This window comes from Streptomyces sp. NPDC058257, assembly GCF_042881845.1.
In the GTDB taxonomy this organism is placed as follows: Bacteria; Actinomycetota; Actinomycetes; order Streptomycetales; family Streptomycetaceae; genus Streptomyces.
Genome location: NZ_JBHVXJ010000003.1, coordinates 594,952 through 609,024 on the forward strand (window position 1 = coordinate 594,952; position 14,073 = coordinate 609,024).

At 70.1% G+C, this 14,073-nt stretch carries 15 protein-coding genes and 1 riboswitch; of the genes, 4 read left to right on the forward strand and 11 right to left on the reverse strand.

All coding sequences use genetic code 11. The features are described 5' to 3' along the window. Positions 1-28: 28 nt before the first annotated feature. Entirely contained in the window at positions 29-271 is a 243-nt protein-coding gene (locus ACFVXC_RS11710) for an SCO4848 family membrane protein (protein ID WP_383268708.1), read from the reverse strand. A gap of 163 nt (positions 272-434) precedes the next feature. Here ACFVXC_RS11710 and ACFVXC_RS11715 point away from each other — a divergent pair, with 163 nt between their 5' ends. Next, the gene (locus tag ACFVXC_RS11715; protein WP_389904131.1) at positions 435-1,640 is read left to right on the forward strand and encodes a D-alanyl-D-alanine carboxypeptidase family protein; all 1,206 of its coding nucleotides are present in this window, start codon (positions 435-437) and stop codon (positions 1,638-1,640) included. Here ACFVXC_RS11715 and ACFVXC_RS11720 read toward each other — a convergent pair. From ACFVXC_RS11720 to ACFVXC_RS11735, 4 genes are read right to left on the reverse strand one after another with little or no spacing between them, the layout of a single operon-like run. Then, positions 1,588-2,610 carry a YihY/virulence factor BrkB family protein gene (locus ACFVXC_RS11720; RefSeq protein ID WP_389904134.1) on the reverse strand — a complete coding sequence of 341 codons (1,023 nt, stop codon included), beginning with the start codon at positions 2,608-2,610 and terminating at the stop codon, positions 1,588-1,590. The genes ACFVXC_RS11715 and ACFVXC_RS11720 overlap by 53 nt on opposite strands. Beyond that, positions 2,598-3,023, reverse strand: a complete 426-nt coding sequence (locus tag ACFVXC_RS11725) for a GtrA family protein (protein ID WP_389904462.1) — start codon at positions 3,021-3,023, stop codon at positions 2,598-2,600. The genes ACFVXC_RS11720 and ACFVXC_RS11725 overlap by 13 nt, the downstream gene beginning before the upstream one ends. 26 nt (positions 3,024-3,049) lie before the next feature. Then, positions 3,050-4,003 carry a decaprenyl-phosphate phosphoribosyltransferase gene (locus tag ACFVXC_RS11730; protein WP_389904136.1) on the reverse strand — a complete coding sequence of 318 codons (954 nt, stop codon included), beginning with the start codon at positions 4,001-4,003 and terminating at the stop codon, positions 3,050-3,052. Beyond that, positions 3,996-4,514, reverse strand: coding sequence for a phosphatase PAP2 family protein (locus tag ACFVXC_RS11735; protein ID WP_389904138.1), 519 nt, complete (start codon positions 4,512-4,514; stop codon positions 3,996-3,998). Before ACFVXC_RS11735 ends, ACFVXC_RS11730 begins: the two co-directional genes overlap by 8 nt. Before the next feature lie 170 nt (positions 4,515-4,684). Here ACFVXC_RS11735 and ACFVXC_RS11740 point away from each other — a divergent pair, with 170 nt between their 5' ends. Continuing rightward, entirely contained in the window at positions 4,685-6,052 is a 1,368-nt protein-coding gene (locus tag ACFVXC_RS11740; RefSeq protein ID WP_389904141.1) for an FAD-binding protein, read from the forward strand. Positions 6,053-6,072: 20 nt separating this feature from the next. Further along, positions 6,073-6,828, forward strand: coding sequence for a decaprenylphospho-beta-D-erythro-pentofuranosid-2-ulose 2-reductase (locus ACFVXC_RS11745; protein ID WP_389904144.1), 756 nt, complete (start codon positions 6,073-6,075; stop codon positions 6,826-6,828). A gap of 31 nt (positions 6,829-6,859) precedes the next feature. Here the strand turns inward: ACFVXC_RS11745 and ACFVXC_RS11750 are convergent, their stop codons facing one another. The 3 genes from ACFVXC_RS11750 to glyA form a co-directional block, all read right to left on the reverse strand. Beyond that, positions 6,860-7,447, reverse strand: coding sequence for a 2'-5' RNA ligase family protein (locus ACFVXC_RS11750; protein ID WP_389904146.1), 588 nt, complete (start codon positions 7,445-7,447; stop codon positions 6,860-6,862). Between the two features lie 73 nt (positions 7,448-7,520). Continuing rightward, positions 7,521-8,534, reverse strand: a complete 1,014-nt coding sequence (gene trpS / locus ACFVXC_RS11755; RefSeq protein ID WP_389904149.1) for a tryptophan--tRNA ligase — start codon at positions 8,532-8,534, stop codon at positions 7,521-7,523. Between the two features lie 154 nt (positions 8,535-8,688). Continuing rightward, a complete protein-coding gene (gene glyA, locus ACFVXC_RS11760; protein ID WP_389904152.1) occupies positions 8,689-9,984 on the reverse strand; it encodes a serine hydroxymethyltransferase in 1,296 nt (431 codons plus the stop codon). Positions 9,985-10,026: 42 nt separating this feature from the next. After that, a riboswitch (ZMP/ZTP riboswitch) is annotated at positions 10,027-10,118 on the reverse strand. Between the two features lie 111 nt (positions 10,119-10,229). Between glyA and rocD the strand changes: the two genes are divergently transcribed. Then, entirely contained in the window at positions 10,230-11,432 is a 1,203-nt protein-coding gene (gene rocD, locus ACFVXC_RS11765) for an ornithine--oxo-acid transaminase (RefSeq protein ID WP_389904155.1), read from the forward strand. 49 nt (positions 11,433-11,481) lie between these two features. Here the strand turns inward: rocD and ACFVXC_RS11770 are convergent, their stop codons facing one another. The 3 genes from ACFVXC_RS11770 to ACFVXC_RS11780 all read right to left on the reverse strand — a co-directional run bounded on the left by ACFVXC_RS11770 (position 11,482) and on the right by ACFVXC_RS11780 (position 13,886). Continuing rightward, positions 11,482-12,267: an SAM-dependent methyltransferase gene (locus ACFVXC_RS11770; protein WP_389904158.1), complete on the reverse strand. Its 786-nt coding sequence runs from the start codon at positions 12,265-12,267 to the stop codon at positions 11,482-11,484. Positions 12,268-12,343: 76 nt separating this feature from the next. Then, positions 12,344-13,558 (reverse strand): glutathionylspermidine synthase family protein, encoded by a 1,215-nt coding sequence (locus ACFVXC_RS11775; protein WP_389904160.1) that lies wholly within the window; start codon positions 13,556-13,558, stop codon positions 12,344-12,346. A gap of 4 nt (positions 13,559-13,562) precedes the next feature. Beyond that, the gene (locus ACFVXC_RS11780) at positions 13,563-13,886 is read right to left on the reverse strand and encodes a hypothetical protein (RefSeq protein ID WP_389904464.1); all 324 of its coding nucleotides are present in this window, start codon (positions 13,884-13,886) and stop codon (positions 13,563-13,565) included. Positions 13,887-14,073: the final 187 nt, after the last annotated feature.

The window sequence follows — 14,073 nt, forward strand, 5'->3', positions numbered from 1 at the left end:
ACAGTGACCGGTCAGTTATGACGTGCGGCTATGACGTACGGCGCAGAGCACGCACTCCGCGGAACCCGATGGTCCCTACCACCGTCCCCAAGACAAAGGAGGCGACGGCGAGCGTCAGGTGGACCCAGAAGTACGCGGTCGGGTCGCCTGCGTCATCGAAGGCGAGCCCGCTGCCGTCCTTCCACAGGTTCTTGACGAAAGTGATCCAGATGAACCAGCTCCACACACCGAAGGCGAGCAGGAACCAGGAGACCGGGCGGCTGAGCTTCATACGTTCAGTATCGCGAGCCTCCCTTCCGCGACGCCGCCGGGGTGGGGAGCCCGACACTCAGCCCACCTCGGCGGCGACTTCCACAGCGGCGCCCTGTACGTTCTCGTCCGTGCCTGCCCTAAAAAAGACCGCCTTGTTGGTCACTTCCGCCGCATTGCTGACCATGTCGACCACAGCTCCCGCATGGGCGGACGACAAGCCGGGAAACGGGGACAAACCCAAGCCACCCGCCTCTATGTCGACCGTCGGCGGTGCCAAGCTCGGCGAGCCCGGCACCCAGGTGAGCCTGAAGGCGGGCGCCCCCGTACTCCCCAAGGAGCTCTCGGCGCGCTCCTGGCTCGTCTCCGACGCCGAGACCGGCGAGGTGCTCGCCTCGCACAACTCGCACTGGCGGCTGCCCCCGGCGAGCACACTGAAGATGCTCTTCGCGGACACGGTCCTGCCGAAGTTCCCCAAGTCGCAGAAGCACAAGGTCGAGCTCTCCGACCTGGCGGGCATCGGCGCGGGCAGCAGCATGGTCGGCGTCAAGGAGAACGAGACGTACTCGGTCCACGACCTGTGGCTCGGCGTCTTCCTGCGGTCGGGCAATGACGCGGTGCACGTCCTCTCGGCGATGAACGGCGGCGTCCCGCAGACCGTCAAGGACATGCAGTCGCACGCCGATGAGCTGCAGGCCCTCGACACGCACGTGGTCAGCCCGGACGGCTACGACGAGAAGGGGCAGGTCTCCTCCGCGTACGACCTGACGCTGTTCGCCCGCTCGGGGCTGCAGAAGAAGGACTTCCGCGAGTACTGCTCGACGGCCACCGCCCAGTTCCCCGGCGAGACCAAGAAGATCACGAAGGGCAAGGACAAGGGCAAGAAGAAGCGCGAGTCCTTCGCGATCCAGAACACCAACCGCCTCCTCACGGGAGACATCGGTCTCGACGCCTACAAGGGCATCGCGGGCGTCAAGAACGGCAGCACCACGAACGCGGGCAACACCTTCACCGGTGTCGCCGAGCGCGACGGCAAGGTGCTGCTCGTCACCGTCATGAACCCCGACTCCGGGGAGCAGCACGCGGTCTACAAGGAGACCGAGCGCCTCCTCGACTGGGGCTTCAAGGCCTCGGGCAAGGTCGAACCGGTGGGCGAACTCGTCGCTCCGAAGGGTGCCGGTACGGGCAGCGGCAAGGGAGCTCCCGGCGGCGGGAAGAGCGATTCGAGCGCGGCCAAGAACGTCGCGCACGCCTCCGACAAGGGCTCGGGCGGTATCGGCATCGCGCTCGGCGTCGCGGGCGGCGTCCTGGCGCTCGTCGCCGCCGGATGGTTCGTGATCAGCCGCCGGATGCCGCTGCCGGACCGGGTGCGGCGGAAGAGCCGCCGCTGACGTCGCCGGCCTCCTCCCGCTGCTCACGCTGCTCTTCTTCTGTACGTTCCTGCTCCGTACGTTCCTGCTCTGTACGTTCCTGCTCTGTACGTTCCTGCTCCGTACGTTCCTGCTCTGTACGTTCCTGTTTCCGCGTCGCCGTCCAGGCGGCGCAGAACAGCAGAAGCTTTGCCGTGAAGCTGATCCACAGGAGGAGCGCGATGGGCACTCCGAAAGCGCCGTACATGCTCTTCGACGCGACGCCCTTCATATAGCCGCCGAGCAGCAGCTTGAGCAGCTCGAAGCCCGCCGCGCCGATCAGTCCGGCGGTGATCAGGTGCCGGCGCGGCGGCTGGACGTCCGGCAGCAGCGTCAGGACGTAGAGCAGCAGCAGGAAGTCCGCGAAGACGGCGATGGCGAACGCGACCGCTTGCAGCAGCGCCCCGCCCCAGCCGTTCTCGGAGACCCCGAGCAGGTCGGCGCTCCAGCCGACGGCGGTCGAGGCGAGGGTCGACGCGGCGACGGACGCGAGGCCCGCGCCACCGAGCCCGAAGAGCACCCCGGCGTCCTTGATCTTGCGCATGACCGGGTTCTCTTCGATGTCCTCCAGCTCCCAGACGGCCCGCAGGCACTCCCTCATCGAGCCGACCCAGCCGATGCCGGTGAAGAGCAGCAGGGCGCCCGCGACGAGGCCGACGGTGCCCGCGTTGGCGACCAGGGCATCGAGGTTCAGCTGATCGGAGATGCCGGGGACCTGCTTCGAGATGGTGTCCTCGAGCTTGTTCTGCTGCCCCTTGGAGAGCGTCGCGGCGGCGATCGCGGCGGCGACGGTGATCAGCGGGAAGAGCGCCAGGAAGCTGATGAACGTCATCGCGGCCGCCAGGCGGGCCCAGTGAACACTGTCGAGCCGTTCGTACGCGCTCCACGCGTGCGTGCGCATCAGACGCTCCACCAGGGGCCCGATGCCGGGGAGCTTTTTCAGCCAGTCCATGTTGCCTCCCTGCCCACAGAACGGAAGACCAAGGTCCGGGTACCCCAGAAACGCAGAATGGTGGCGAGTGCCATACCGACTCCCGCGCCGGAGACAGTGTCGGCGCGCTGCGAGGTGAGGCCCAGGCCGTAGTGGGACACCGCGATGCAGAGCAGTTGCACCAGGGCGCCCGCGATGTTGACGGCGAAGAAGATCCCGTACTGGCGAAGGCGCGAGACGGCGGCCCCCTCGCGCCGCCGGTAGGTGCCGAGCGCGTTGCCCGCGTACGCGACCGAGCAACCGGCCACGAAGGAGAGCGCCTTCGCGGTCAGCGGGTCGAGGCCGACGGGTCTGCGCAGCCAGATGAAGAGCCCGAGGTCGACGGCGTACGCGCAGATCCCGGCGGCGGCGAAGCCGAGCAGCTCGGGGCCCATGGCCCGAAGGCGCTCCCTGAGGGCGCTCACCAGTCGGCGACCGCGAGGCCGTACATGGCGATCCACACGAGGCCGATGACGGCCAGCGCGCGGTCGCGCAGGACGACGTCCTCGGGTTCGCCCGCCGTGCCCCGGTCGGCGAAGACGGCGTACCGCAGGACCGCGAGAACGAAGGCGGCCATCGACAGCTGCCGCCAGGGCAGCGAGCTGCCGTTGGCGGTGCCGCCGCTCTCCATGGCCCACAGGCAGTACGCGAGGACGGCTACCCCGGCGGCGAGCTGCCAGACGAAGCGGAGGTAGCCGGTGGTGTATTCGGTGAGCAACGCGCGCGTGGCGCCCAGCTTCTCGGAGCTCCCGGACATCTGGACGGCTTCGGAGTAGCGCTTGGCGGAGACCATGAAGAGCGCGCCGAAGCCCGTGGTGATCAGGAACCAGCGCGAGAGCGGGATGCCGAGGGCCACTCCCCCGATCATCGCCCGCATGAGGAAGCCCGTGGTGACGACGGCGAGATCGACGACGAGGACGTGCTTGAGGCTGACGCAGTAGGCCAGTTGCATCACTACGTAGGCGCCGATGAGTCCCGCTGTCAGGGGCGTGCAGAGCGCGGCGGCGGCCACGGGCGCGAGTACGGCGAGCAGCCCGCCGACCACGTACGCGACCGCCACCGGCACCTGCCCCGCGGCGACCGGCCTGCGGCACTTGGTGGGGTGGGCGCGGTCGGCGTCGGCGTCGCGCGCGTCGTTGATGAGGTAGACGGCGGACGCGGCGGCCGTGAACAGCGCGAAGACCAGGGCGAGTTGGATCAGCGAGTGGCGCGAGAAGAGTTCACCGGCGGCGGCGGGGGCCGCGACGACCAGGACGTTCTTCACCCACTGGCGGGGGCGCGCGGTCTTCAGGAGGCCGAGCGGCAGGGCGAGGGACGTCGGCCCTGACGGGCCTGGCGGCTGGGGGCGTTCGAGCAGGGCGGTGCGGTCAGCCATGCGTGCGGCTCCCGTTCATCCAGGCGGAGCCCACGCGCGCGGTGAGGGCGCCGAGGGCCGCGCCGGCCGCCACGTCACTGGGGTAGTGGACGCCGACGACCATCCGCGAGACGCACATCGCGGCGGCGAGCGGCGGGACGACACGGGCTCCGACGGGGCTCAGCGCGCCGTACGCGACGGTGGCCGCGGCGGCCGAAGTGGCGTGCGAACTGGGGAAGGAGTGCCGTCCCGCGGTCCTGACGAGGGGCTGCACGCCCGTGTCGCCGGGGCGCGGGCGCCGTACGACCCGCTTGACGCCCATGCTGGCCAGGTGTGCCGCGGCGGTCAGCGCCGTGCCACGCAGCCACGCGCCGCGTCGCCCGTGGTCGACCGCGGCGCCCGCGAGTCCCGCGGCGATCCAGAGGGCGCCGTGCTCGCCGGCCCAGGACAGGGCCCGTGCGGCGGCGGCCACGCGCGTGTCGGACCCGCAGTCGCGCAGGGCCGACAGCAGCCGGTGGTCCAGGTCGTGCATGTGGCCTCCTTCTCCGGGGACTTCGAGGACCTGACCTCCCTCCCGACTCTTCTAGGCGACCTCTCAATATTTACGGCAATATACGACGACACTCCATCAATCACCCATTTCGGTGAGGGCTTGGATGAATATGGGCAAACTGCCCTTGCATGGACGATACGGTCACGCCTATGCCTGCCGACTCCGCTCCGCCCGCCGAGGCCGTTTCCGTGTCGGGGTGGGGGCGCACCGCCCCCACCACCGCCCGCCTGATCCGCCCCCGTTCGCCCGAGGAGGCCGTGGCCGCCCTCCAGGCCTGCGGGGAGCGCGGCGGCATCGCAAGAGGCCTGGGGCGGGCCTACGGGGACGCCGCGCAGAACGCGGGCGGCGCGGTCCTCGACATGACCGGCATGGACCGCATCCACGCCATCGACGCGGACGCGGGCACCGTCCTGTGCGACGCCGGGGTCTCCCTGCACCACCTGATGGAGGTCCTGCTCCCGCTCGGCTGGTTCGTGCCCGTCACGCCGGGGACCCGGTATGTGACCGTGGGCGGCGCGATCGGCGCGGACATCCACGGCAAGAACCACCACGGGTCCGGTTCGTTCTCGCGCCACGTGATGGCCGTGGAACTGCTCACCGCCGACGGCACGGTGCAGGCGGTCGAACACGGCACTTCCCTGTTCGACGCGACGGCGGGCGGCATGGGTCTGACCGGTGTGATCCTCGCCGCGACGCTGCGGCTGCAACCGGTCGAGACGTCGTTGATGACGGTGGACACGGAGCGCGCCACCGACCTGGACGACCTGATGGCCCGCCTCACCGCCACCGACCACCGCTACCGCTACTCGGTCGCGTGGATCGACCTCCTCGCGCGCGGTGTGTCGATGGGGCGCGCGGTGCTCACGCGCGGCGATCACGCTCCCCTTGACGCCCTGCCGCCACGCGCGCGCAGAGCCCCGTTGACGTTCCGCCCCGGCCAGCTGCCGTCCGCCCCGCGCTTCCTGCCCGAAGGGCTGCTCGGCCGGAAGTCGGTGGGCCTCTTCAACGAGCTCTGGTACCGCAAGGCACCGCGGCTGCGGGTGGGCGAGCTGCAGAAGATGTCGACGTTCTTCCATCCCCTGGACGGCGTCCCGCACTGGAACCGCGTGTACGGCCGCGGCGGCTTCGTGCAGTACCAATTCGTCGTCGGGTACGGCGAGGAGGAGGCCCTGCGGCGCATCGTGCGGCGCATCTCGGACCGTGGCTGCCCGTCCTTCCTCGCCGTGCTGAAGCGCTTCGGAGAGGGCGATCCGGGCTGGCTCTCCTTCCCGATGCCCGGCTGGACCCTCGCCCTGGACATCCCGGCGAACCTGCCGGGCCTCGGCGCGTTCCTCGACGAGCTCGACGAGGAGGTCGCCGCCTGTGACGGCCGCGTCTACCTGGCCAAGGACTCCCGCCTGCGGCCCGACATGCTCGCCGCGATGTATCCGCGGCTCGACGATTTCCGCGCGCTGCGGGCGGACCTCGACCCGCGCGGCGTGTTCCGCTCGGACCTCTCGCGCCGCCTCGCCCTCTAGCACCTCAAGGAGTTGGTCCCATGAAGGACGCCTTCGGCACCCCCCAGTCCCTGCTCGTACTCGGCGGCACCTCCGAGATCGGTCTCGCCACCGCCCGCCGTCTGGTCGCGCGGCGCACCCGCACGGTGTGGCTGGCCGGCCGTCCTTCGCCGGGCCTGGAGAAGGCCGCCGCGGGCCTGCGCGAGCTGGGTGCGGACGTCCGCACCGTCGCCTTCGACGCGCTCGACTCCGAGTCCCACGAGGCCACGCTCGGCAAGATCTTCGCCGAGGGCGACATCGACATGGTCCTGCTGGCCTTCGGCATCCTCGGCGACCAGGCACGCGACGAGGACGAACCTCTGTCGGCGGTACGGGTCGCGCAGACGAACTACACCGGCGCGGTCTCCGCGGGCCTGGTGTGCGCGCGGTCGCTGCAGGCCCAGGGCCACGGCTCCCTGGTGGTGCTCTCGTCGGTCGCGGGCGAGCGGGCACGGCGCACGAACTTCATCTACGGGTCGAGCAAGGCGGGCCTTGACGCCTTCGCCCAGGGCCTGGGCGACGCGCTGCACGGCACGGGGGTGCACGTGATGGTCGTGCGCCCCGGATTCGTACGTTCCAAGATGACGGCGGGCCTGGAGGAGGCGCCGATGGCGACCACTCCGGAGGCGGTCGCGCTTGCCATCGAGACGGGCCTGCGGCGGCGCTCGGAGACGGTGTGGGTGCCCGGCGCGCTGCGGGTGGTCATGTCGGCGCTGCGTCACGTGCCGCGGACGGTGTTCCGGCGGCTTCCGGTGTAAGGCCCCCTGCGCGCGTACAGGCGGGCCCGGATCAGCGAGCGGGCTGCTTGCTGTGGGTGGCCGGGGCCATGGCCTGCGGAGGCACCACCGGGCCGCCACCGCCGAAGGCGAACTCGCGCAGCTTGCGCCACACGCCGTCGGCGCCCTGTTCGTAGAGCGCGAAGCCGGTGCAGGGCCACTCGGCCGTGTACTCCGAAAGCTCCGCGTACGCCCGGTCCATGGCTTCCTCGGAGATGCCGTGGGCCACCGTGACGTGCGGGTGGTAGGGGAACTGCAGCTCGCGCGCCATGGGCCCGGAGGCGTCCCGCACCCGCTCCTGCAGCCAGCCGCAGGCCGCGCCGCCCGACATCACCTGAACGAAGACGACGGGCGACAGCGGCCGGAACGTGCCCGTCCCGGAGAGCCGCATCGGGAAGGGGCGCCCGGCGGCGGCGACGGCCCCCAGGTGCGCCTCGACGGCGGGCAGCGCCGTGGCGTCCACCTCGGTCGGCGGCAGCAGCGTGACGTGGGTGGGGATGCCGTGCGCCGCGGGGTCCCCGAAGCCCGCGCGCCGCTCCTGGAGCAGGCTGCCGTGAGGCTCCGGGACCGCGATCGACACACCGATCGTTACGGTCCCCACGTCGTACTCCTGTCGGTCGGATGGCGGGCAGAGGGCGCTGCTGTGCCTCGTGTGGTGCAGGGGGCGGTGTGGCTCAGTGCTTGGCGGGCAGGAGGCCCACCTTGTCGTACGCCTGGGCAAGTGTCTCCGCGGCGACGGCGCGCGCCTTCTCCGCGCCCTTGGCCAGGATCGAGTCGAGCGTCTCCGGGTCGTCCAGGTAGGCCTGGGTGCGGTCCCGGAAGGGAGTCACGAAGTCGACCATGACGTCGGCGAGGTCCGTCTTCAGCGCACCGTAGCCCTTGCCGGCGTACTTCTGCTCCAGTTCCGGAATACCGGTGCCGGTGAGCGTGGAGTAGATGCTGAGGAGGTTGCTGACACCCGGCTTCTCCACCGTGTCGTAGCGCACGACCGTGTCGGTGTCGGTGACCGCGCTCTTGACCTTCTTGGCGGTGGCCTTGGGCTCGTCGAGGAGGTTGATCAGGCCCTTCGGGGTGGACGCCGACTTGCTCATCTTGATCGCCGGGTCCTGGAGATCGAAGATCTTCGCCGTCTCCTTGAGGATGTACGCCGCCGGAACGGTGAACGTCTCACCGAAGCGGCCGTTGAAGCGCTCCGCGAGGTCACGGGTCAGCTCGATGTGCTGGCGCTGGTCCTCACCGACGGGAACCTGATTCGCCTGGTAGAGCAGGATGTCCGCGACCTGGAGGACCGGGTACGTGAAGAGGCCCACGGAGGCGCGGTCGGCACCCTGCTTGGCCGCCTTGTCCTTGAACTGCGTCATGCGCGACGCCTCACCGAAGCCCGTGAGGCAGTTCATGACCCAGCCGAGCTGGGCGTGCTCGGGGACGTGGCTCTGGACGAAGAGCGTGCAGCGCTCGGGGTCGAGTCCCGCGGCGAGGAGCTGGGCGGCGGCGAGCCGGGTGTTGGCGCGCAGCTCGGCCGGGTCCTGCGGGATCGTGATCGCGTGCAGGTCCACCACCATGTAGAAGGCGTCGTGAGACTCCTGCAGCGCCACCCACTGGCGGACCGCGCCAAGGTAGTTGCCGAGGTGGAACGAGCCTGCGGTGGGCTGGATTCCGGAGAGCACGCGAGGACGATCAATGGCCATGGGGCTCATTCTCTCAGGTGACTCTCATAGCTCGGAAACAGTCGTGTGACGGGTGTGCCGCGATCTTGTGATCCGGCGCTTCGGCGTTCAGTCCGTTGCTGCTGTTCCCCGTCTCCGATGAGACGAGGAACACAGTGCGTTCAGGGGCCGCGGCTCAGTGGGCGGGCAGGCCCGGAGCGGGATGGGCTGCCATCAGGTCGGCGACCTCGGACCGGATCTTCGTCAGGGCGTCCTCGTCGCCGGCGCGGGCCGCGGCGACGCCCCGGTCGATCCAGTCGGCGACGGTCGGCATGTGCTGCGTTCCCAGGCCCCGGGAGGTGAGCGAGGGGGTGCCGATGCGGACGCCGGAGGGGTCGAACGGCTTCCTCGGGTCGTAGGGCACGGTGTTGTGGTTGACGACGATCCCGGCCCGGTCCAGGGCCTTGGCGGCGACCTTGCCCGGTACGTCCTTGGGGGTGAGGTCCATCAGGATCAGGTGGTTGTCGGTACCGCCGGAGACCAGGTCGAAGCCGCGGTCGAGCAGGGCTTGGGCGAGTGCCCGCGCGTTGGCGACGACGGCGTGGGCGTAGTCGCGGAAGGAGGGCCGCGACGCCTCGTGCAGGGCGACGGCGATCGCCGCGGTGGTCTGGTTGTGCGGACCGCCCTGCAGACCGGGGAAGACTGCCTTGTCGATGGCCTTGGCGTGCTCTTCGCGGGACATCAGCATCGCGCCGCGCGGGCCGCGCAGGGTCTTGTGGGTGGTCGTGGAGATCACGTCGGCGTACGGCACCGGTGAGGGGTGGGCGCCGCCCGCGATCAGGCCCGCGATGTGCGCGATGTCGGCGACGAGGACGGCCCCCGCCTCGCGGGCGATCTCGGCGAAGGCGGCGAAGTCGATGGTGCGGGGGAGTGCGGTGCCACCGCAGAAGATCAGCTTCGGGCGCTCCTTGAGGGCGAGGTCGCGCACCTCGTCGAAATCGATCAGGCCGGTGTCATGGCGGACGCCGTACTGGACGCCGCGGAACCACCTGCCCGTGGCGGAGACGCCCCAGCCGTGGGTGAGGTGGCCGCCCATGGGCAGGGCCATGCCCATCACGGTGTCGCCGGGCTCGGCGAAGGCGAGGTAGACGGCGAGGTTGGCCGGGGAGCCGGAGTAGGGCTGCACGTTCGCGTGCTCGACGCCGAAGACGGACTTGGCGCGGGCGACGGCGAGGCGCTCGACGGGGTCGATGTTCTGCTGGCCCTCGTAGTAGCGGCGGCCAGGGTAGCCCTCGCTGTACTTGTTCTGAAGGACCGTGCCGGAGGCTTCGAGGACGGCCGTGGAGACGTAGTTCTCGCTGGGGATCAGGCGCAGGGTGTCGGCCTGGAGCTGCTCCTCGGCAGCGATGAGAGCGGCAAGTTCGGAGTCCTCGGCGGCGAGCGCGGGATGGCTGAGGGTGTTCGGGAGATCCGGGGAAAGGGGGCGGTTCATACGGCGTCCTCCGGGGCGAGCGGTCAGTGTCCGGTCGTGGTCCCGGGGTGCCCAGGCGGTCGGCACCTCGAAGGGTTCTGCCTCGCACGGCTCCCCCGGGGTCCGTTCCCCGCGCGCCAGTCGCCGTGCTGTAGCGGCCAGCCTAGCGGGCACGCCGCCGCGGCGGGTTTCTTCGTCCGCGATCCGAGCGACGATAGAAACAGGGCACCACACCCGCCCGCCGCCGCAGGACGAACGGAGACCCCGTGTCGACTACCGAAGAGTTCATCACCTCGGCCGAAGCCCACAGCGCGCACAACTACCACCCGCTGCCCATCGTGGTCGCGTCGGCCGACGGCGCCTGGATGACGGACGTCGAGGGGCGCCGCTACCTCGACATGCTCGCCGGGTACTCGGCCCTGAATTTCGGGCACGGCAACCGCCGTCTGATCGACGCGGCCAAGGAGCAGCTGGAGCGGGTGACGCTCACATCGCGGGCCTTCCACCACGACCGGTTCGCCGAGTTCTGTACACGCCTCGCCGAGCTGTGCGGCAAGGAGATGGTGCTGCCGATGAACACCGGCGCCGAGGCGGTGGAGACGGCCGTGAAGACCGCCAGGAAGTGGGGGTACCAGGTCAAGGGCGTGCCCGACGGCAGGGCGAAGATCGTTGTCGCGCGCGACAACTTCCATGGGCGGACCACGACCATCGTCAGCTTCTCGACGGACGCCGAGGCGCGGGCGGACTTCGGTCCTTACACGCCGGGATTCGAGATCGTGCCGTACGGCGACCTGACGGCGATGCGGGCCGCGGTCACGGAGAACACCGTGGCCGTGCTCCTTGAGCCGATCCAGGGCGAGGCGGGGGTCCTCGTACCCCCGGCCGGATATCTCGCGGGCGTACGGGAGTTGACGCGGGAGCGGAACGTCCTCTTCATGGCGGACGAGATCCAGTCGGGGCTCGGCAGGACGGGCAGGACGTTCGCGTGCGAGCACGAGGGCGTGGTGCCGGACGTGTACATCCTGGGCAAGGCGCTCGGCGGGGGCGTCGTGCCGGTGTCCGCGGTGGTGGCGGACGCGGATGTCCTCGGCGTGTTCAAGCCGGGTGAGCACGGCTCGACGTTCGGCGGCAATCCACTGGCGTGCGCGGTGGCCCTTGAGGTCGTCGCGATGCTGAGCTCGGGCGAGTTCCAGCAGCGGGCCACCGAGCTGGGCGAGCATCTGCACGCCGAACTGGGACTGCTCGCCGGGACGGGCGCGGTGACACAGGTGCGGGGCCGCGGGCTGTGGGCGGGCGTCGACATCGACCCGTCGCACGGCACGGGCCGCGAGATCTCGGAGAAGCTGATGGGCCGGGGTGTCCTCGTCAAGGACACCCACGGCTCGACGATCCGGATCGCTCCGCCGCTGGTGATCAGCAAGGAGGACCTGGACTGGGGGCTTGACCAGCTGCGGGGGGTGCTGGCGTAGTTCCGGGGGGGGGGGGCTGGCGTAGTTCCGGGGGTGATCCGGTCCGGGGTCAGTGCTTGACTCCGACCCCGCCGAACATGGCCACGTCCTCGACGCCGGGTGCGGTCTCCGTGCGCCAGCGGTTGCACGACACCACGCCGGGTTCCAGGAGGTCCAGGCCCTCGAAGAACGCGGCGACCTGCCCGGGGGCGCGCTGCGTGAGCCTGGGTGTGCCGTTCTCGTTCCAGAACGCCACCGCCTCGTCCACGTCGGGCATCTCCGGGCTTGTGATCGTGTGCGAGAGGACCAGGTGGCTGCCGGCCGGCAGCGCGTCGAGCAGGCGGCGCACGATGCCGTACGCCTCGGAGTCGTCCTCGATGAAGATGACGACTCCGAGCAGGATCAGCGCCACCGGCTGGTCGAAGTCCAGGGTCTTGGCCGCGTGTTCGAGGATCGCCTCCACATTGCGCAGATCCTCGTCGAGGTAGTCGGTGCTGCCCTCGGGGGTACTGGTGAGCAGGGCGCGCGCGTGGGTGAGGACCAACGGGTCGTTGTCCACGTAGACGACACGGGACTCGGGGGCGAGCCGCTGGGCGACCTCGTGGGTGTTGTCGGCGGTCGGCAGGCCGGTGCCGATGTCGAGGAACTGCCGGATGCCGCACTCGGTCACGAGGTGGCTCACGGCGCGCCCGAGGAACTGCCGGTCGGCGAGCGCGTACGCGCCGATGCCGGGGTGCAGCGTGCGGATCTGGTCCCCGGCGGCCTGGTCGACGGGGTAGTTGTCCTTGCCGCCGAGCCAGTAGTTCCAGATCCTGGCCGTGTGAGGCTGCGTGGTGTTGATCCTGCTGTCGGCCATGGTCGCTCCGCCTCCGAGTGCGTCATCTCGAACGAACGGCAGCGTACTCGGGGGACTTGGCGCGGACGTAGGCCGCTCAGAGAATCACGTGCGGCAGGAACCTCGCGTACTCGTCCGTGATCGGACCCGCCGACTCCCGGATGCCAAGACCCGCCGCCTCGCCCTCGACGACCCACGCGCCGAGCACCACACGGTTGCCGTCGAAATCGGGCAGCGGCGCCAACTCCTGGTAGCAGCAGGCCTCTTCCCGTACGACGGGTCCGACGGGTTCGACCGCCATGGGGACCTCGGCGCCCGGCGGATGGATCGTGACGCCCGCGCCCTCGCGGCCGAGGAGGGGCTTGGCGACGTAGCCCCGCCCGGAAGCCAGCTCACGCGGGCCGTCCAGGTAGGCGGGCAGGAGGTTGGGGTGACCGGGGTACAGCTCCCAGAGGATCGCGAGCAGCGCCTTGTTGGAGAGGAGCATCTTCCAGGCGGGCTCGATCCACAGGGTGGAACCGGTGCCGCCGCCGTTGTCGAGGGTCTGAAGGACGTGCGGGGCGAATCGGTCGGTGGTCAGCCACTCCCACGGATAGAGCTTGAAGCAGCTGCGGATGAAGCCGAGCTTCTTGTCGACGAAGCGCCGCGAGAGCCGGTCCCAGCCGATGTCCTCCATGGAGATCGCCTCGGTGTCGAGCCCGGCCTGCTGCGCGGTCTCGCGCAGATACGCGACCGTCATCAGATCCTCGCCGAGCTCGTCGCCCGCCGAGTGCGCGAAGTACAGCGGGCCGCCGGGCGGGAGCAGCGAGGCCTGTTTCTTCCAGGCGTCGACGAGGCGTTCGTGGAGGGAGTTCCACTGGTCGGCGCCCGGGAAGCACTCCTCCATCCAGAACCACTGGGGGCTCGCGGCCTCGACCAGGGAGGTGGGGGTGTCGGCGTTGTACTCCAGCATCTTGGCCGGGCCGCCGGTGCCGTCGTAACGCAGGTCGAAGCGCCCGTAGAGGGACGGGAGTTCGGCTCGGCGGTGCCAGGCCTCGGTGACCGCTTCGGCCACTCGCGGGTCCGTGATGCCGAGGTCGGGGAGGCGGTCGTGCTCGACGATGTGCTCGGCTGCCGCCAGGCACATCGCGTGCAGCTCCTCCACGACCTCTTCGAGGGCTTCGACCTCGGGCAGCGAGAAGACGTAGCAGGCGGACTCGTCCCAGTAGGGGCGCAGGGAGTCGTCGGGGTAGCGGGTGAGGGGGTAGATGAGCCCCTGGTCCTCGACGGTCCGTTGCCAGCCGGGGCGGGGCGTGAGGGTGCGGCGCTCCATGGACTCAGCCGCCGCCGCTGCCCGAGCAGCCGAGGCCGTCGCGGTCGACGGCCTCGCTGCGGCTGAAGGTGCCGTAGTCGGCGTAGCGGCCGTCGACGTCGCTGTCGTAGTACCAGTCGGCGTCCGTGCGCCCGGACTTGCCGGTGCCTGAGCCCGTGCCCGATCCGTAGGAACTGCCCCCCTTGCCCTTCGAGGAGGACGTACCGCTCTTGCAGTTCTTGTCGCCGACGATTTTGTAACCGGTGAGCGAGTTGTAGCTGTCGCGGTCCACGCACCGCTTGTCCGGATCCGAGCCGCATGAGGTCAGGGCAGCCGCCAGGACGCCCATTCCGCCGAGCACGACCGTGCTGGACCGCAGCCTGCGCCGCGACTTCTTCTGCTCTTGCGCTTGCTTCTGCGCTTGCTTCTGCGCTTGCTTCTGCGCTTGCGCTTGCTTCTGTTCCGCTGCCATCTGCCTTACTGCTCCCCCGTTGACGTACATGATCGGCGCTCAGCGTAGGTAGGTGTCCATGGCC

Bases quoted from the DNA above. Each gene is read 5' to 3' on its own strand.
- ACFVXC_RS11740 (WP_389904141.1), top strand. From the start codon at position 4,685: ATGCCTGCCGACTCCGCTCCGCCCGCCGAGGCCGTTTCCGTGTCGGGG.
- ACFVXC_RS11730 (WP_389904136.1), bottom strand. From the start codon at position 4,003: ATGGCTGACCGCACCGCCCTGCTCGAACGCCCCCAGCCGCCAGGCCCG.
- trpS (WP_389904149.1), bottom strand. From the start codon at position 8,534: ATGGCCATTGATCGTCCTCGCGTGCTCTCCGGAATCCAGCCCACCGCA.
- ACFVXC_RS11770 (WP_389904158.1), bottom strand. From the start codon at position 12,267: ATGGCCGACAGCAGGATCAACACCACGCAGCCTCACACGGCCAGGATC.
- ACFVXC_RS11725 (WP_389904462.1), bottom strand. From the start codon at position 3,023: ATGGGCCCCGAGCTGCTCGGCTTCGCCGCCGCCGGGATCTGCGCGTAC.
- ACFVXC_RS11715 (WP_389904131.1), top strand. From the start codon at position 435: ATGTCGACCACAGCTCCCGCATGGGCGGACGACAAGCCGGGAAACGGG.
- ACFVXC_RS11745 (WP_389904144.1), top strand. From the start codon at position 6,073: ATGAAGGACGCCTTCGGCACCCCCCAGTCCCTGCTCGTACTCGGCGGC.
- ACFVXC_RS11735 (WP_389904138.1), bottom strand. From the start codon at position 4,514: ATGCACGACCTGGACCACCGGCTGCTGTCGGCCCTGCGCGACTGCGGG.
- ACFVXC_RS11775 (WP_389904160.1), bottom strand. From the start codon at position 13,558: ATGGAGCGCCGCACCCTCACGCCCCGCCCCGGCTGGCAACGGACCGTC.
- ACFVXC_RS11710 (WP_383268708.1), bottom strand. From the start codon at position 271: ATGAAGCTCAGCCGCCCGGTCTCCTGGTTCCTGCTCGCCTTCGGTGTG.
- ACFVXC_RS11720 (WP_389904134.1), bottom strand. From the start codon at position 2,610: ATGGACTGGCTGAAAAAGCTCCCCGGCATCGGGCCCCTGGTGGAGCGT.
- glyA (WP_389904152.1), bottom strand. From the start codon at position 9,984: ATGAACCGCCCCCTTTCCCCGGATCTCCCGAACACCCTCAGCCATCCC.
- ACFVXC_RS11780 (WP_389904464.1), bottom strand. From the start codon at position 13,886: ATGGGCGTCCTGGCGGCTGCCCTGACCTCATGCGGCTCGGATCCGGAC.